The organism is Streptomyces sp. PL-25 (assembly GCF_058344915.1).
This window is the reverse complement of the sequence record NZ_CP136997.1, coordinates 4,899,341-4,913,613: the sequence shown is the minus strand read 5'-3', so window position 1 is coordinate 4,913,613 and position 14,273 is coordinate 4,899,341. Positions and strand designations below refer to the sequence as shown.

8 protein-coding genes are annotated in these 14,273 nt (G+C 73.9%); 3 read left to right on the top strand and 5 right to left on the bottom strand.

Annotated features, from left to right (window positions below):
* Positions 1-125: 125 nt before the first annotated feature.
* Positions 126-3,518 carry an ATP-dependent helicase gene (locus R4Z62_RS22285; protein WP_491520707.1) on the bottom strand — a complete coding sequence of 1,131 codons (3,393 nt, stop codon included), beginning with the start codon at positions 3,516-3,518 and terminating at the stop codon, positions 126-128.
* A 311-nt stretch (positions 3,519-3,829) separates the two neighbouring features.
* Positions 3,830-4,222, bottom strand: a complete 393-nt coding sequence (locus tag R4Z62_RS22280) for an MGMT family protein (RefSeq protein ID WP_064535157.1) — start codon at positions 4,220-4,222, stop codon at positions 3,830-3,832.
* A gap of 185 nt (positions 4,223-4,407) precedes the next feature.
* Between R4Z62_RS22280 and R4Z62_RS22275 the strand changes: the two genes are divergently transcribed.
* The 3 genes from R4Z62_RS22275 (at position 4,408) to R4Z62_RS22265 (ending at position 10,779) form a co-directional block, all read left to right on the top strand.
* The gene (locus R4Z62_RS22275) at positions 4,408-7,275 is read left to right on the top strand and encodes a lysylphosphatidylglycerol synthase transmembrane domain-containing protein (protein WP_491520706.1); all 2,868 of its coding nucleotides are present in this window, start codon (positions 4,408-4,410) and stop codon (positions 7,273-7,275) included.
* Between the two features lie 191 nt (positions 7,276-7,466).
* Positions 7,467-9,008: an alpha/beta hydrolase gene (locus R4Z62_RS22270; RefSeq protein WP_491520705.1), complete on the top strand. Its 1,542-nt coding sequence runs from the start codon at positions 7,467-7,469 to the stop codon at positions 9,006-9,008.
* Between the two features lie 184 nt (positions 9,009-9,192).
* Positions 9,193-10,779: an alpha/beta hydrolase gene (locus R4Z62_RS22265; RefSeq protein WP_491520704.1), complete on the top strand. Its 1,587-nt coding sequence runs from the start codon at positions 9,193-9,195 to the stop codon at positions 10,777-10,779.
* Positions 10,780-10,937: 158 nt separating this feature from the next.
* Here R4Z62_RS22265 and moeZ read toward each other — a convergent pair whose 3' ends face one another.
* The 3 genes from moeZ to R4Z62_RS22250 all read right to left on the bottom strand — a co-directional run bounded on the left by moeZ (position 10,938) and on the right by R4Z62_RS22250 (position 13,879).
* Positions 10,938-12,116, bottom strand: a complete 1,179-nt coding sequence (gene moeZ, locus R4Z62_RS22260; RefSeq protein WP_037888165.1) for an adenylyltransferase/sulfurtransferase MoeZ — start codon at positions 12,114-12,116, stop codon at positions 10,938-10,940.
* Positions 12,117-12,179: 63 nt separating this feature from the next.
* The gene (locus R4Z62_RS22255) at positions 12,180-12,929 is read right to left on the bottom strand and encodes a spherulation-specific family 4 protein (protein ID WP_355476946.1); all 750 of its coding nucleotides are present in this window, start codon (positions 12,927-12,929) and stop codon (positions 12,180-12,182) included.
* Positions 12,917-13,879 (bottom strand): NAD-dependent epimerase/dehydratase family protein, encoded by a 963-nt coding sequence (locus R4Z62_RS22250; RefSeq protein WP_064535149.1) that lies wholly within the window; start codon positions 13,877-13,879, stop codon positions 12,917-12,919. The genes R4Z62_RS22255 and R4Z62_RS22250 overlap by 13 nt, the downstream gene beginning before the upstream one ends.
* Between the last annotated feature and the right edge of the window lie 394 nt (positions 13,880-14,273).

The window sequence follows — 14,273 nt, the reverse complement described above, 5'->3', positions numbered from 1 at the left end:
CAGGTCGGACCCGGTGGTGCGATACGTCACCCGGGCGCGGGGGAACATGTCGGCCGGGCGGGAAGCACCGGGCAGGCGCGGTGCGTCGAGCGAGCGAGGTGCGCCGGGCGGGCGGGTCGTCCGGCTCACTCGACGACGTGGCGGCCCTCCGGGCGGGCGCTGCACGAGGCCCGGAAGGCGCAGTGCGCGCAGTGCTGGCCGGTCGTCGGGGTGAAGCGCTCGTCGAGCACCTTCCCGGCGGCGGTGGCCAGCAGGTCGCCGACCCACTCCCCCTCCAGCGGCTCCTGGGCCTGCACCTTGGGCAGGGTCTCCCCGCCGTCCCGCTTGGCCGCGCCCTGGCGCAGCTGGACCAGTTCGGCGCCGCCGGGCTCGGGCCGGGTGCCGTCGAAGGCGTCGTCCACGGCGCCCTCGCGGACGGCGAGCTGGTAGACGGCGAGCTGGGGGTGGCGGGCCACCTCGGCTCCGGTGGGCGCCTGCTTGCCGGTCTTGAAGTCGACGACGTAGGCACGGCCGTCCCGGTCGGCCTCCACCCGGTCCATGGAGCCGCGGATGCGCACCTGGTGGTCGCCCGCGCCGAGCATCACGTCGAAACCGTGCTCACTGGCCACCGGGGTGCGTCCGGCGCGGTCCAGGACGTGCCACCTCAGGAAGCGTTCGAGCGCCACGCGCGCGTTGTCGCGTTCCTGCTGCGACTTCCAGGGGGCGTCGAAGGCGAGGGCGTCCCAGACGGTCTCCAGGCGTTCCATCAGGACGGCGAGGTCGGCGGGCGTGCGGCCGGAGGCGACCTCGTCGGCCAGGACGTGCACGACGTTGCCGAATCCCTGGGCGGCGCTGGCCGGCGCGTCGGCCTTCACCTCGCGGCCCAGGAACCACTGGAGGGCGCAGGTGTTGGCAAGCTGGTCGAGGGCGCTGCCGGAGAGCACGACCGGCTGGTCGCGGTCGCGCAGCGGCACCTTGCTCGCGGTCGGCTCGGCCATGCCCCACCAGCGGTAGGGGTGCGCGGAGGGGACCAGCGGGCGGCCGTCCTCGTCGCTGAGGGCGGCGAGCCGGGCCAGGCGGTGCGCGGCGGCCTCCCTGAGGGCGTCGGACACGCGCGGGTCGACGGTGGTGGCGCGCAGTTCGGCGACCAGGGCCGCCACGGAAAGGGGGCGGCGGGGGCGGCCGGTGACGTCCTTGGGTTCCACGCCGAGTTCGGTCAGGAAGCGGGAGGGCTGGTCGCCGTCGTCGGCGGGTGCCTTCACCGCGGTCACCACGAGCCGTTCACGCGCGCGCGTGGCGGCCACGTAGAAGAGGCGGCGCTCCTCCGCCAGCAGGGCGCCTGGGGGAAGCGGCGCGGCGAGGCCGTCGCGCCCGATGCGGTCGGCCTCCAGCAGGGAGCCGCGGCGCCGCAGGTCCGGCCACAGCCCCTCCTGGACACCCGCGACGACGACCAGACGCCACTGGAGGCCCTTGGAGCGGTGCGCCGTCATCAGACGCACCGCGTCGGGGCGTACGGCACGCCGGGTGAGCGTGTCGGCGGCGATGTCCTGGGCGTCGATCTCCTCCAGGAAGTTCAGCGCGCCCCGGCCGCCGGTGCGCTCCTCCGCGCGCGCGGCGGTCGCGAACAGCGCGCAGACGGCGTCCAGGTCCCGGTCGGCGTTGCGTCCCGCGGCGCCGCCGCGCCGGGCGGCCCGCTCCAGCCGCGTAGGCCACGGTGTGCCCTCCCACAGGTCCCACAGGGCCTCCTCGGCGGTGCCGCCGCCTGCGAGGCGCTCCCTGGCCTTCCTGAGCAGCGCGCCCAGGCGCTGGGCGCCACGCGCGTACGCGGGGTCGTGCGTCACCAGGCGCTCCGGTTCGGCCAGGGCGCGGGCGAGCAGTTCGTCGGAGGGCGGCGGCAGGTGGTGGCCTGCGGCCCGTTCCTCGTCGCGCAGCGCGCGGCCGAGGCGGCGCAGGTCGGCGGTGTCCATGCCGGCGAGCGGCGAGGCGAGCAGGGTCAGCGCGGTCTCGGTATCCAGCCAGCAGGGCCCCGGACCGTCCTCGTCCTGCTCGCCGTCCGCCCGGCTCCGCTCGCCGTCCCGGGCCCGGTCGTGCTCCCCTGCCGGGGCGCGGCCGGGCTCTGGCCGGGCCGGGTCCGGGCGGGTCGCCGCCTCGGCCGTCGCCACCGCGCGCAGTGCGGTGAGCAGCGGGGCGACCGCCGGTTCATGGCGCAGCGGGAGGTCGTCGCCGTCGACCTCCAGGGGCACACCGGCGGCCGTCAGGGCGCGGCGCAGGGTCGGTATGGCGCGGGCGCCGGCGCGTACGAGGACGGCCATGTCGCTCCACGGGACGCCGTCCTCCAGGTGGGCGCGGCGCAGGATGTCGGCGATGTTGTCCACCTCGGTGCCCGCGGTCGGGTACGTGTGGACCTCGACGCGCCCGCCCTCGTGGACGGGGATCAGTTCCCGGTGGGCGCGGACCTTGTCGGCGGGGAGCCGGGTGAGGGGCATACGGCGGGTGAGCAGGCGGGTCGCGGTGAGCAGCGCGTCGGCGGAGCGGCGGGAGGTGCGCAGCACGGCGACGGGCGCCGGGCTGCCGTCCGCGCGCGGGAAGGTGTCGGGGAAGTCGAGGATGCCGTTCACGTCGGCGCCGCGGAACGCGTAGATCGACTGGTCGGGGTCGCCGAAGGCGAGCAGGGTCCGGCCGCCCCCCGCCAGGGCGTGCAGCAGCCGCACCTGGGCCGGATCGGTGTCCTGGTACTCGTCGACGTAGACGACGTCGTACTGGCCGGCGAGCTGCCCGGCGACGTCGGGGCGGCCGGCGAGGAGGACCGCGCGGTGGACGAGTTCGGCGTAGTCGAGGACGCCCTGGAGGTCGAGGACGTCGAGGTACTCGGCGAGGAAGGCGGCCGCGGCCTGCCAGTCGGGGCGGCCGGTGCGGCGCGCGAACGCCGCCAGGGCGTCGGGGCCGAGGCCCAGTTCGCGGCTGCGGGCGAGGACGGCGCGGACCTCGTCGGCGAACCCGCGGGTGGTCAGGCAGGCGCGCAGTTCGTCGGGCCAGCGCACATGGGCGAGGCCCAGCCGCTCCAGGTCGACCTGTCCGGCCAGGAGGTCGCGAACGGTCACGTCCTGCTCGGGTCCGGACAGCAGCCGCAGCGGCTCGGCGAACAGATCGCTGTCCTGGTGGGCGCGGACGAGGGCGTAGCAGAACGAGTGGAAGGTCGTCGCCCGGGGCGCGCGGGCGGCTCCGGTGCGCTGCGCCATGCGGTCGCGCAGTTCCACGGCGGCCTTGCGGCTGAAGGTCAGGACCAGGACGCGTTCGGGGTCCTGGCCGCGGGCGATCCGCGCGGCGACGGACTCCACCAGGGTGGTGGTCTTGCCGGTACCCGGGCCGGCCAGGACGAGCAGCGGGCCGCTCCCGTGGTCAACCACGGCACGCTGGGCGGCGTCCAGACGAGGGGGATCCGGTCGCGTGGGCGGGGTACGCACCAGTCGGTGAGCGCCACGGTTCCCCTGCCGCACCTGGGGGTGCGGCAGGCGCCTGGTGGAGGAAGAGGAGCTCACGTGGTTCGCCGGTCCTGGTGGGTGTGCTGGGTGGTGTCGCGGACGGCGCGGGGCGCCGTGGCCGCGGGTGCGGCCCGCCGGTCGTGGCGGGCGGTGGCCTCGGGGTGAGGGGGACGCGCTGGGGCGACGCTACGCCCGCCGCCGCCCTGGAGGCCGGGCTTCCGTTTCTCCCCGTACGCCTCTCCGGGCACCGCGGGCACCGCCGTCACGGGTGTCCCCCACTGCACGAACGTACGGCATTGCCCGCCGGTGCCCGGATTCGCCCGTACGGGTTCCGGGCTCCCCACGGGCGTGCCGGATGGCGGAAGCTGTCAGGTGTGACCCTGCGCACGTCCGCCGCTGTCGCCGTCCCAGCGGGCCCGCCTCATGTCGAGCCGGGGCAGGTGGCCCTCGGCCGCCCGGCCCGCCTCCCGCAGCGGTGTGCCCTCGGAGCGGTAGTGGGCGAGCGCGCGCAGTTCGTGGCCCGGGAGCAGGGTGCCGTCCGCGCGGACGACCCGCCACCAGGGGACGGCGCCGCCGTAGAGCGCCATGACGCGTCCCACCTGGCGGGGTCCGCCCTCCTCCAGCCACTCGGCGACGTCCCCGTACGTCATGACCCGGCCCGCCGGGATCCCCTCGGCCACCTCCAGGACCCGCTCGGCGTACTCGGGCAGTTCCTGCGGGCCGTCGGACCCCTCGCCGCCGGGAAAGCTCACTTCGCTCATCCCAGCCATCCTGCCGCACACCACCGACAGCGCGGCGGGGTCTCCGCGAACCGCCCGCCTCGCTCGCGGGCGGCGCGTGGGGCAGACTGTCGGACCCGCATATGCACCCTGACGCCCCCGTGTGTCGGTGGGGCATGCCACCATCGTGCGGGCGGTGACCGGTGATACGAGACCAAGAAGAGACGATGAAACAGCAGGGTGTGCACCCCGACGACGCGGAGGGCACCTCTGGGGTCTCGTCGCGCCCGGACGCCGACAGCGCCGACCACGCCAGTCACGCCGACCACGCCGACCACGCCGACCACAAGGGCTCCGCCGAGGACCCCGCGAAGGGGGCGGACGCGGCGCAGGAGCGGCCCGACGAGAGCGCCGACGTGGCCCACATCGACGAACTGGAGGGTGACGAGCCGCTGCTCCCCGCGCGCGTGCACCGTCCTTCGGACCTGATGCGGCTGCTCGTGGGCGTGCTCGCCATCGCGGTCCTGCTCGCCGTCGCCGCGTTCGCGCACGGCACCACCTCCGGCCTCGAACAGGACATCAACAAGGGCACGGGCCAGGCGCCCGACCTGCTCATCAAGATCGCCGGGCTGGTGTCCAGCATCGCGATCCTGCTGGTCCCGGTCGCCTTCGCGATCGAACGGCTGATCAAACGCGACGGGCTGCGGATCGCGGACGGCGTCCTCGCGGCGGTCCTGGCACACGGGGTGACGCTCGCCACCGACCTGTGGGTGGCCAAGGCCGCCCCGGGTTCGATCCAGGACGCCCTCACCCAGCCCTCCCCCGGCAATCTGCACGCGCTGACCGACCCGGTCCACGGCTATCTTGCCCCGGTCATCGCGTACATGACGGCGGTCGGCATGTCCCGCAGGCCGCGCTGGCGTTCGGTGCTGTGGATCGTGCTGCTGCTCGACGCCTTCTCCATGCTGGTCACCGGGTACACGACACCGTTCTCGATCACCCTGACGGTGCTGATCGGCTGGTCCATCGCCTACGGCACCCTGTACGCGGTCGGCTCGCCGAACGTCCGCCCCACCGGACGGACCCTGATGGCGGGGCTCCAGACCGTCGGCTTCCACCCGGTGAGCGCGGCTCGCCAGGAGGCGGCGGAGACGACCGCGGACAGCGGCGACCGCGGCCGGCGCTACTTCGTCACCCTGGAGGACGGCCCGCCGCTGGACGTCACGGTCGTCGACCGCGAACAGCAGGCGCAGGGCTTCTTCTACCGGCTGTGGCGCAACATCACCCTGCGCGGATTCGCGACCCGCAGCAGCCTCCAGTCGCTGCGCCAGGCGCTGGAGCAGGAGGCGCTCCTCGCCTACGCGGCCATCGCGGCCGGCGCCAACGCGCCCAAGCTGATCGCGACGTCCGAGCTGGGCCCCGACGCCGTGATGCTCGTCTACGAGCACACCGGCGGCCGCACCCTCGACTCGCTGCCCGACGAGGAGATCACCGACGAGCTGCTGCGCCTCGCCTGGCAGCAGGTGCGGGCGCTGCAGTCCCGCCGCATCGCGCACCGCAGGCTGTCGGGTGACGCGATCGTGGTGGATCGTTCCGGCAAGGTGATCCTGACCGACCTGCGCGGCGGGGAGATCGCCGCGGGCGATCTGCTGCTGCGCATGGACGTCGCCCAGTTGGTGACGACGCTCGGCCTGCGGGTGGGCGCCGAACGCGCCGTCGCCTCCGCGGTGGACGTGCTGGGGCCGGACGCGGTCGCCGACTGCCTGCCCATGCTCCAGCCCATCGCCCTGACCCGCTCCACCCGTGCCACCTTGCGCCGGCTCGCGCGGGAGCGCGCGCAGCGGGAGCGCGACGCGGTCCTGGAGGCGTCCCGGCAGGCCAAGCAGACCCGCCTGGAGCACGCCGCGCAGAGCGCTGACATCGGCGCTGACGCCGGTACCCCGCCCGGCGTCGTCCTGGACAAGCCGGAGACGGCGGACCGGAACAGGCCGGACAAGAAGCAGGACAAGCAGGGCAAGAAGGCCGAGCGTGCCGAGGCACGGGCGGAGAAGCGGGCCATCGAGGAGGCCATAGACGGGGCCCGCGAGGACGACCTGCTGACCCAGATCCGCCACCAGGTGCTGCGCATCAGGCCACAGGCCCCGGTGGAGCCGGCCCGGCTGGAGCGCGTACGGCCGCGCACCCTGATCAGCTTCATCGCCGGTGCCATCGGCGCGTACTACCTGCTGACGCAGCTCACGCACATCGAGTTCAACACGCTCTTCGCCCATGCCCAGTGGGGCTGGCTGGCGGCGGCGGTGGCGTTCTCGGCGCTCAGCTATGTGGCGGCGGCGATGGCGCTGCTGGGGTTCGTGCCGGAGCGAGTGCCGTTCGTACGGACGGTGGCCGCCCAGGTCGCCGGGTCGTTCGTGAAGATCGTGGCACCGGCCGCGGTGGGCGGTGTGGCGCTCAACACGCGCTTCTTGCAACGCGCGGGCGTGCGCCCGGGGCTCGCGGTGGCGAGTGTGGGCGCGTCCCAGCTGTTCGGGCTCGGCTGCCACATCCTGATGCTGCTGTCCTTCGGTTATCTGACCGGTACGGAGAAGACGCCGTCGCTGTCGCCGTCCCGGACGGTGATCGCCGGGCTGCTGACGGTCGCGGTGCTCGTACTGGTGGTCACCTCGGTGCCGTTCCTGCGGAAGTTCGTGGCCACGCGCGTGCGGTCGCTCTTCGCGGGGGTCGTGCCGCGCATGCTGGACGTGCTCCAGCGCCCGCAGAAGCTCGTCACCGGCATCGGCGGCATGCTGCTGCTCACCGCCTGCTTCGTGATGTGCCTGGACGCCTCCATCCGGGCGTTCGGCGACGAGTCGACCTCGCTCAGCATCGCGAGTGTGGCCGTGGTCTTCCTCGCCGGCAACGCCCTCGGCTCCGCCGCCCCGACGCCCGGCGGGGTGGGCGCGGTCGAGGCCACGCTCACCGTCGGCCTGATCGCGGTGGGGCTGCCCAAGGAGGTGGCCGCGCCGGCAGTGCTGATGTTCCGGCTGCTGACGCTGTGGCTGCCGGTGCTGCCGGGGTGGCTGGCCTTCAACCATCTGACGCGCAAGGGCGCCCTGTAGGGATGACGCGCAAAGGCACCCTGTAGGGATACGGCGGGTCGCGGCCCCAGGGGTGTGCGGCGGTGCGGCGGGGCCCCGGAGAAGAGTGGGTTCCGCCGTCACGGAAGGACTTCCTCCGGTGTGTGGGCCGCACATACCCCGGACGGCACACGCCCCGCGCGGGAGTGCGCCCGCGGCATGAGGATGGAGCCATGCCGAACCCGCGCGGGCCGCGTGCTGCCGCCCTGACCGCAACCGCAGTGCTGCTGGCCGCTCTGATGGCGGGATGCGGCGACGAGAGTCCCGGGAGCGGGGACCTGACCGCCCAGAAGCTGGACTGGACGGACTGTCCGGCCCCGTCCGTGTCCGAGGGCGGCGGCACGGCACCCTCCCCGCTGCCGGACGGCGGCACCTGGCAGTGCGCCACCATGAAGGCACCGCTGGACTGGAGCAGGCCCCGGGGGGACACGATCGGCATCGCGCTGATCCGCGCGCGGGCGGCCGGACCGGGCCAGCGCATCGGCTCACTGATCTTCAACTTCGGTGGCCCCGGCGGCTCCGGGGTGAGCACCCTGCCCTCGTTCGCGCAGGACTACGCCCCCCTGCGCACGCGATACGACCTGGTCAGCTTCGACCCGCGCGGGGTGGGGCGCAGCGCGGGTGTCCGATGCGAGAGCGACGCCCAGCTCGACCGGTACTTCCAGCAGGACGCGACACCCGACGACGCCGCCGAGCGCGCCACGTTCCTGAAGAACACCGAGCAGTTCAACGCGGCGTGCGAGAAGAACTCCGCGCGGGTCCTGCCGCATGTGCGCACGACCGACGCGGCCCGCGACATGGACCTCATGCGGCAGGTCCTGGGCGATGCCCGGCTGCACTACTTCGGCATCTCCTACGGCACCGAACTGGGCGGCGTCTACGCCCACCTCTTCCCCGGGCACGTGGGCCGGGCCGTCCTCGACGCGGTCGTCGACCCGACGCAGACGCCCGAGCAGAGTTCGCTCGGGCAGGCCAAGGGGTTCCAACTGGCCATGGACAACTTCGCGCACGACTGCGTCACGAAGTCCAAGTGCCCCATCGGCACCACCGCCCAGGACGTCGAGAACCGCGTCGCCGCCCTGCTCAAGAACCTCGACGCCAAGCCGATCCCCGGCGTCTTCCCCCGGCTGCTGACCCAGACGGCCGCGACCAACGGCATCGCCCAGGCCCTGTACTCCAAGGACCTGTGGGGGCCGCTCACCGAGGCCCTGGAGCAGGCCTACGCCGGTGACGGCAGGATTCTCATGCTGCTGTCCGACGCGATGAACGGCCGCACCGAGAACGGCGAGTACAGCAATCTCACCGCCGCGAACGTGGCCATCAACTGCTCCGACGAGAAGCAGCGCTACGACACGTCGTACGTGCAGCGCAAGCTGCCCGAGTTCCGGGCCGCCTCCCCGCTGTTCGGGGACTTCCTGGCCTGGGGCATGCTCAGTTGCGCCGACTGGCCGGTGCCCGGCGCGGCCGACCACCCGGACGTGAGCGCGCCCGGCTCGGCGCCGATCCTGGTCGTGGGCAACACCGGCGACCCGGCCACGCCGTACGAGGGCGCGCGGAAGATGGTGGAGGCGCTGGGGCGGGGCGTCGGCGTGGAACTGACCTACAAGGGTCAGGGCCACGGCGCCTACAACAGCGGCGACAAGTGCGTGCAGAGCGCGGTGAACGGCTACCTGCTCGACGGCAGGGCACCGGCGGCCGGAACGGTCTGCGCTTAGCCCCCGGCCCCGGCCCCGGCCCAGAGAACCCTGGACCTCCAGGCAGGAAATCCCCAGGTCAGAGCGTTATCCACAGGCTTCTCCCGGTTGATCGCGATCCGCCTACCATGGCCTGACTGCTTCCCGCGGGCCGATCCGCGGGAGTGCGTGGGAGCGCATGGGTGCGCATGAGGGGGGATGCGGCATGGGACGTCTGGCACGGTGGGCGGCGGCGGTCGCCGCCGCGGCGCTGCTGGCCGGGTGCGGCGGACCGGACGGCACGGGCGGGGACACGGGCAGGGGGCGGTCGGATCCGTCGGCCGGCGCCTCGTCACCGGGCACCGCGTCACCGCCGGGCGCGGCCCCGTCGCCGGGCGCGGCCGGGGACTCCTCGGCGCTGCCCGCCTCCCTGACGTCCCAGCAACTCGCCTGGGGCCGCTGCGGGGCCGCCGCCGGCTCCCCGGCGCCGGGCCGCGACTGGCAGTGCGCCACACTGAGGGCGCCGCTGGACTGGTCCCGCCCCGGCGGCGAGACCATCGGCCTCGCCCTGATCCGCGCCGGGGCCACCGGCGAGCGCACCGGCTCCCTGCTGTTCAACTTCGGCGGCCCCGGCGGCTCGGGCGTACAGACGCTCCCGGCGTACGCCTCCGCGGTGAGCACCCTCCGCCAGCGGTACGACCTGGTGAGCTGGGACCCGCGCGGGGTCGGCGCCAGCGAGGGCGTCCGCTGCCGCGACGACCGCGGGATCCAGGCCGCCGAGGCCATCGACACGACGCCCGACACCCCGGCGGAGGAACAGGCGTACCTGCGGGACGCGGCCGACTTCGCCCGGGGCTGCGCCAAGGCCGCCGGAAAGCTCCTCGCGCATGTCTCGACGACCGACACGGCCCGCGACATGGACCTGATGCGCCAGGTCCTCGGCGACCGCCGGATGCACTATTTCGGCATCTCCTACGGCACCGAGCTGGGCGGCGTCTACGCCCATCTGTTCCCCGGGCACGTCGGTCGGCTCGTGCTGGACGCGGTGGTCGACCCGACGGCCGACACGATGGGCCACGCGCTGAACCAGACCCGGGGCTTCCAGCGGGCGCTGGACGACTATCTGAAGTCCACCGGCCAGGACCCCGCGAACGGCTCACGCCAGATCGCGGACCTGCTGACGCGGATCGACGCGAAGCCGCTGCCCACCGCCTCGGGACGCAAGCTGACGCAGACGCTCGCCCTGACCGGCATCGTCCTGCCGCTGTACAGCAGGGACAGCTGGCCGAGACTGACCGCTGCCCTCGCCGCCGCGCGGCGGGGCGACGGGACGGGGCTGCTGGCGTCGGCCGACGCCTACAACGACCGCGACGCCTCGGGGCACTACGGCACGACGACCCATGCGCAACGGGTCATATCGTGCCTGGACGACAGGCAGCGGCCCACGCCGGAGGAGGCGAAGCGGCGGCTGCCCGAGTTCGAGCGGATCTCCCCGGTGTTCGGTGCCTTCATGAGCTGGGACACGGCGGGCTGGTGCCACGACTGGCCGGTGGCCGGGCAGTACGACACCCCGCGGGTCGATGCGCCGGGCGCGGCGCCGATCCTCGTGGTCGGCAACACCGGCGACCCGGCGACCCCGTACGAGGGCGCCCGCAAGATGGCGGACGGACTCGGCAAGGGCGTCGGCGTGGAGCTGACCTGGAAGGGCGAGGGCCACGGCGCGTACGGCAGTGGCAGCGACTGCGTGGACTCGACGGTCGACGCCTATCTGCTGGACGGCACGGTACCGAGGGACGGCAAGGTCTGCTCCTGATCGCCCGGTCGGCCGGGCGGTCAGCAGGGCGGACGGCGGGCTGGACTGCGGGACAGGCGGCGGGACGGGCGGCCGGGTGGAACGGCACGAGCCCATGGCGCCCGCCGTGGGCGGGGGCCATGGGCTCGTACTGCCGGTCCGGTCGCCCGGAGTCCGGCTCAGTAGACCGGCTTGCTCGGTTCGATCTGGTTGACCCAGCCGATCACGCCGCCGCCGACGTGCACGGCATCCGAGAAGCCCGCGGACTTCAGCACGGCGAGGACTTCCGCACTGCGGACACCCGTCTTGCAGTTCAGGACGATCTTCTTGTCCTGCGGCAGACCCTCCAGGGCGGTTCCCATGAGGAACTCGTTCTTCGGGATCAGCCGGGCACCCGGGATGGAGACGATCTCGAACTCGTTCGGCTCGCGCACATCGATGATCTCGATGTTCTCGCCGTCGTCGATCCACTCCTTGAGCTGCTTGGGAGTGATCGTGGAGTCGGCCGCCGCCGCCTGGGCCTCCTCGGAGACGACGCCGCAGAAGGCCTCGTAGTCGATGAGTTCCGTGACGGTCGGGTTCTCGCCGCAGACCGCGCAGTCGGGGTCCTTGCGGACCTTGACCTGGCGGTACTGCATCTCCAGGGCGTCGTAGATCATCAGACGGCCGACCAGCGGCTCACCGATGCCGGCGAGGAGCTTGATGGCCTCGTTGACCTGGATGGAGCCGATGGACGCGCACAGCACGCCCAGCACGCCGCCCTCGGCGCAGGAGGGGACCATGCCGGGGGGCGGGGGCTCCGGGTAGAGGCAGCGGTAGCAGGGACCGTGCTCGGACCAGAACACCGAGGCCTGGCCGTCGAAGCGGTAGATCGAACCCCACACGTACGGCTTGTTGAGCAGCACGCACGCGTCGTTGACCAGGTAGCGGGTCGCGAAGTTGTCCGTGCCGTCGACGATCAGGTCGTACTGGCTGAAGATGTCCATCACGTTGTCGGCCTCGAGCCGCTCCTGGTGAAGGACCACGTTCACGTACGGGTTGATGCCCTTGACGGTGTCGCGCGCGGACTCTGCCTTGGAGCGGCCGATGTCGGCCTGGCTGTGGATGACCTGGCGTTGCAGGTTCGACTCGTCGACCTCGTCGAACTCCACGATGCCGAGCGTGCCGACGCCCGCGGCGGCCATGTACATCAGCGCCGGCGAGCCCAGGCCGCCGGCGCCCACACAGAGCACCTTGGCGTTCTTCAGCCGCTTCTGCCCGTCCATCCCCACATCGGGGATGATCAGGTGGCGGGAGTACCTGCGGACCTCGTCTACGGTGAGCTCAGGAGCTGGCTCGACCAGGGGTGGCAGCGACACGGGGACTCCGTTGGTCGGTCAATCACTACGGTTGTTCTCCCCGTAACACTGCCACGGCCTTCTTCATTCCGAGACACCTGTTCCGACCAGCGAGACAATATCGTCCCAGTAGCCGGGCAGGCCCTCCCAGGGGGCCCTCCGGCCGCCGTGGTCCGTGCGGTCGGTGAACCAGATCGTGGCCGCGCCCTGCCAGCGGGCGACGCGCAGCGCCTCGTCGAGATGGCCGCGCGGGACACCGTGCACGAAGTGGCAGAAACGCTCGGGCGGATGGTCCGCGGTCCACTCGGCGGTCTGCGAGAAGCGGTAGTCGCTCCACGGCCCGTCGAAGGTCACCAACTGCTCGGCGCACTCGGCGTATCCGGGGTACGGCGGGGTGCCGTGCCCGAGGACGAGATGGGCGTCGGCGCGCAGGGCCCGCAGCGAGGTGATCGTGCGGCGGGTCTCGGGCAGCCCCGCGCGGCTCGCGGGGCAGCGGTCCAGGAGGAAGCCGTCGACCTGGTACCACTCCAGGTACCGGTGCGCGTCGGTGATCAGTTCCCCCCGGGCCCGGGTGCCCCGGAGCAGGTCGAGGCGGCCGAGGACCCGGACGCCCGCGTTGCGCAGCCGCCCGGCCGCCTCCAGGCAGCGCGGGTCGGGCCGGACGCCGGGGCCGTCGGCGACATCGAGGACCGTCCAGTGCAGGGGCGTCCCGGGCCGGGTGAGCGCGTTCCACTCGGCGGGGGCGAGCAGGGGGTGCGCACAGCCGGGGACGCCGAGTCCTGCGCGGACGGCGGTCCGGGAGCCGCCTGCCGCGGTGCCGGTCAGATACGGCATGCGGCCTCCATCCAGATGTCGGCCAGCGACTCCTCCAGGCTGATCCGGGGGCGCCAGCCGAGCCGGTCGCGCGCGGTGCGCACATCGGCCTGCTGCCAGCCGCCGCAGCCGTCGGGGTACGGGTACGCGACCGGCGCGGGGTGGTCGGGGTCGCTGCGCGGGTGGCCGATGGTGGGCCGCAGGTGGCCGGCGGGCGGGCCGTCGAGTTCGTGGAGGGCGCCGCCGTATCCGGCCACGCGTGCCAGGACCGACGCGGCGTCGCGCAGCCGGACCGCGCGGCCGGAGCCGATGTTGATGACGCCCTGGGCGGCCGAGAGGGAGGCGGCGTGCACGGCGCGGGCCACGTCGCGGACGTCGACGAAGTCGCGCTGGGCGCCGAGGCCCGCGAGCTTGAGGTCGCCGTCGCCGGACTGCATGGCGCGGCGCATGGCCTCGGCGAGCCGGCCGAGCGGCGAGCCCGCCGGTGTGCCGGGACCGGCGGGCGAGAAGACGCGGAGCACCACGGCGTCCAGACCGGAGCCGAGGACGAGTTCGGTCGCGGCGAGTTTGCTGACCCCGTACGGGCCGCCGGGGCGGGGGACGGCGTCCTCGGCGGTGGAGGAACCGGGCTGGCTGGGGCCGTACTCGGCGCCGCAGCCGATCTGCACCAGACGGGCCCCGCACCCGCTGCGGCGCAGCGCCTCGCAGACGGTGGCGACCGCGACGGTGTTGTGCCGGGTGAGTTCGCGGGCACCGCCCCGGGTGGCGCCCGCGCAGTTGACGACGACGCCCGGGTGGACGGCGTCGAGGAAGCGGGTGAGCGCTCCCGGGCTGCCCGTGGCGAGGTCGAAGCGGACGTCGGCGTCGTCGCCGCGGCCGAGTGCGGTGAGCTGGACGGCCGGGTCGGCGAGCAGGCGGTCGGCGACGAAGCGGCCGAGGTATCCGCCTGCTCCGATCAGCAGAACCCTCATCGGGCGGCTCCCGGGGTGTGCGCTCCGGTGGCTCCGGAAGCTCCGGACGCTCCGGATCGGGCGGTGGTCATCTGGTGTTCTCCTTCAGGGGGGTGGTGCGGTGGGCTCCGGCGGCGGGGCCGAAGGCCCGTGGTCCGCGCGGGACCGGATCCGCCTGCGGCTCCGGCCCGGGGCGGTCGCGTGTGGGGGCGCGCCGGTGGCGTACGGCGCCGATGGCCCGCCCACCGGGAGCCTGTTCGTCCGAGGACCGCACGCCCGGGGCCCGCTCGCCGCGCGCGGGCTCGCCGGGTGCGGGCTCGCCGGGTTTCCGCGTACCGGGCGCGGGTTCGCCGGGGCTCAGGTGGTGGCGGTGGCCGCGGCAGGGCGAGGGCCGCCCGGCGGTCCGTGGCCCGGG

Excerpts from the sequence above, each read along its gene's own strand:
- R4Z62_RS22280 (WP_064535157.1), bottom strand. The coding sequence starts at position 4,222 with ATGAGCGAAGTGAGCTTTCCCGGCGGCGAGGGGTCCGACGGCCCGCAG.
- R4Z62_RS22275 (WP_491520706.1), top strand. The coding sequence starts at position 4,408 with ATGAAACAGCAGGGTGTGCACCCCGACGACGCGGAGGGCACCTCTGGG.
- R4Z62_RS22270 (WP_491520705.1), top strand. The coding sequence starts at position 7,467 with ATGCCGAACCCGCGCGGGCCGCGTGCTGCCGCCCTGACCGCAACCGCA.
- R4Z62_RS22265 (WP_491520704.1), top strand. The coding sequence starts at position 9,193 with ATGGGACGTCTGGCACGGTGGGCGGCGGCGGTCGCCGCCGCGGCGCTG.
- R4Z62_RS22255 (WP_355476946.1), bottom strand. The coding sequence starts at position 12,929 with ATGCCGTATCTGACCGGCACCGCGGCAGGCGGCTCCCGGACCGCCGTC.
- R4Z62_RS22250 (WP_064535149.1), bottom strand. The coding sequence starts at position 13,879 with ATGAGGGTTCTGCTGATCGGAGCAGGCGGATACCTCGGCCGCTTCGTC.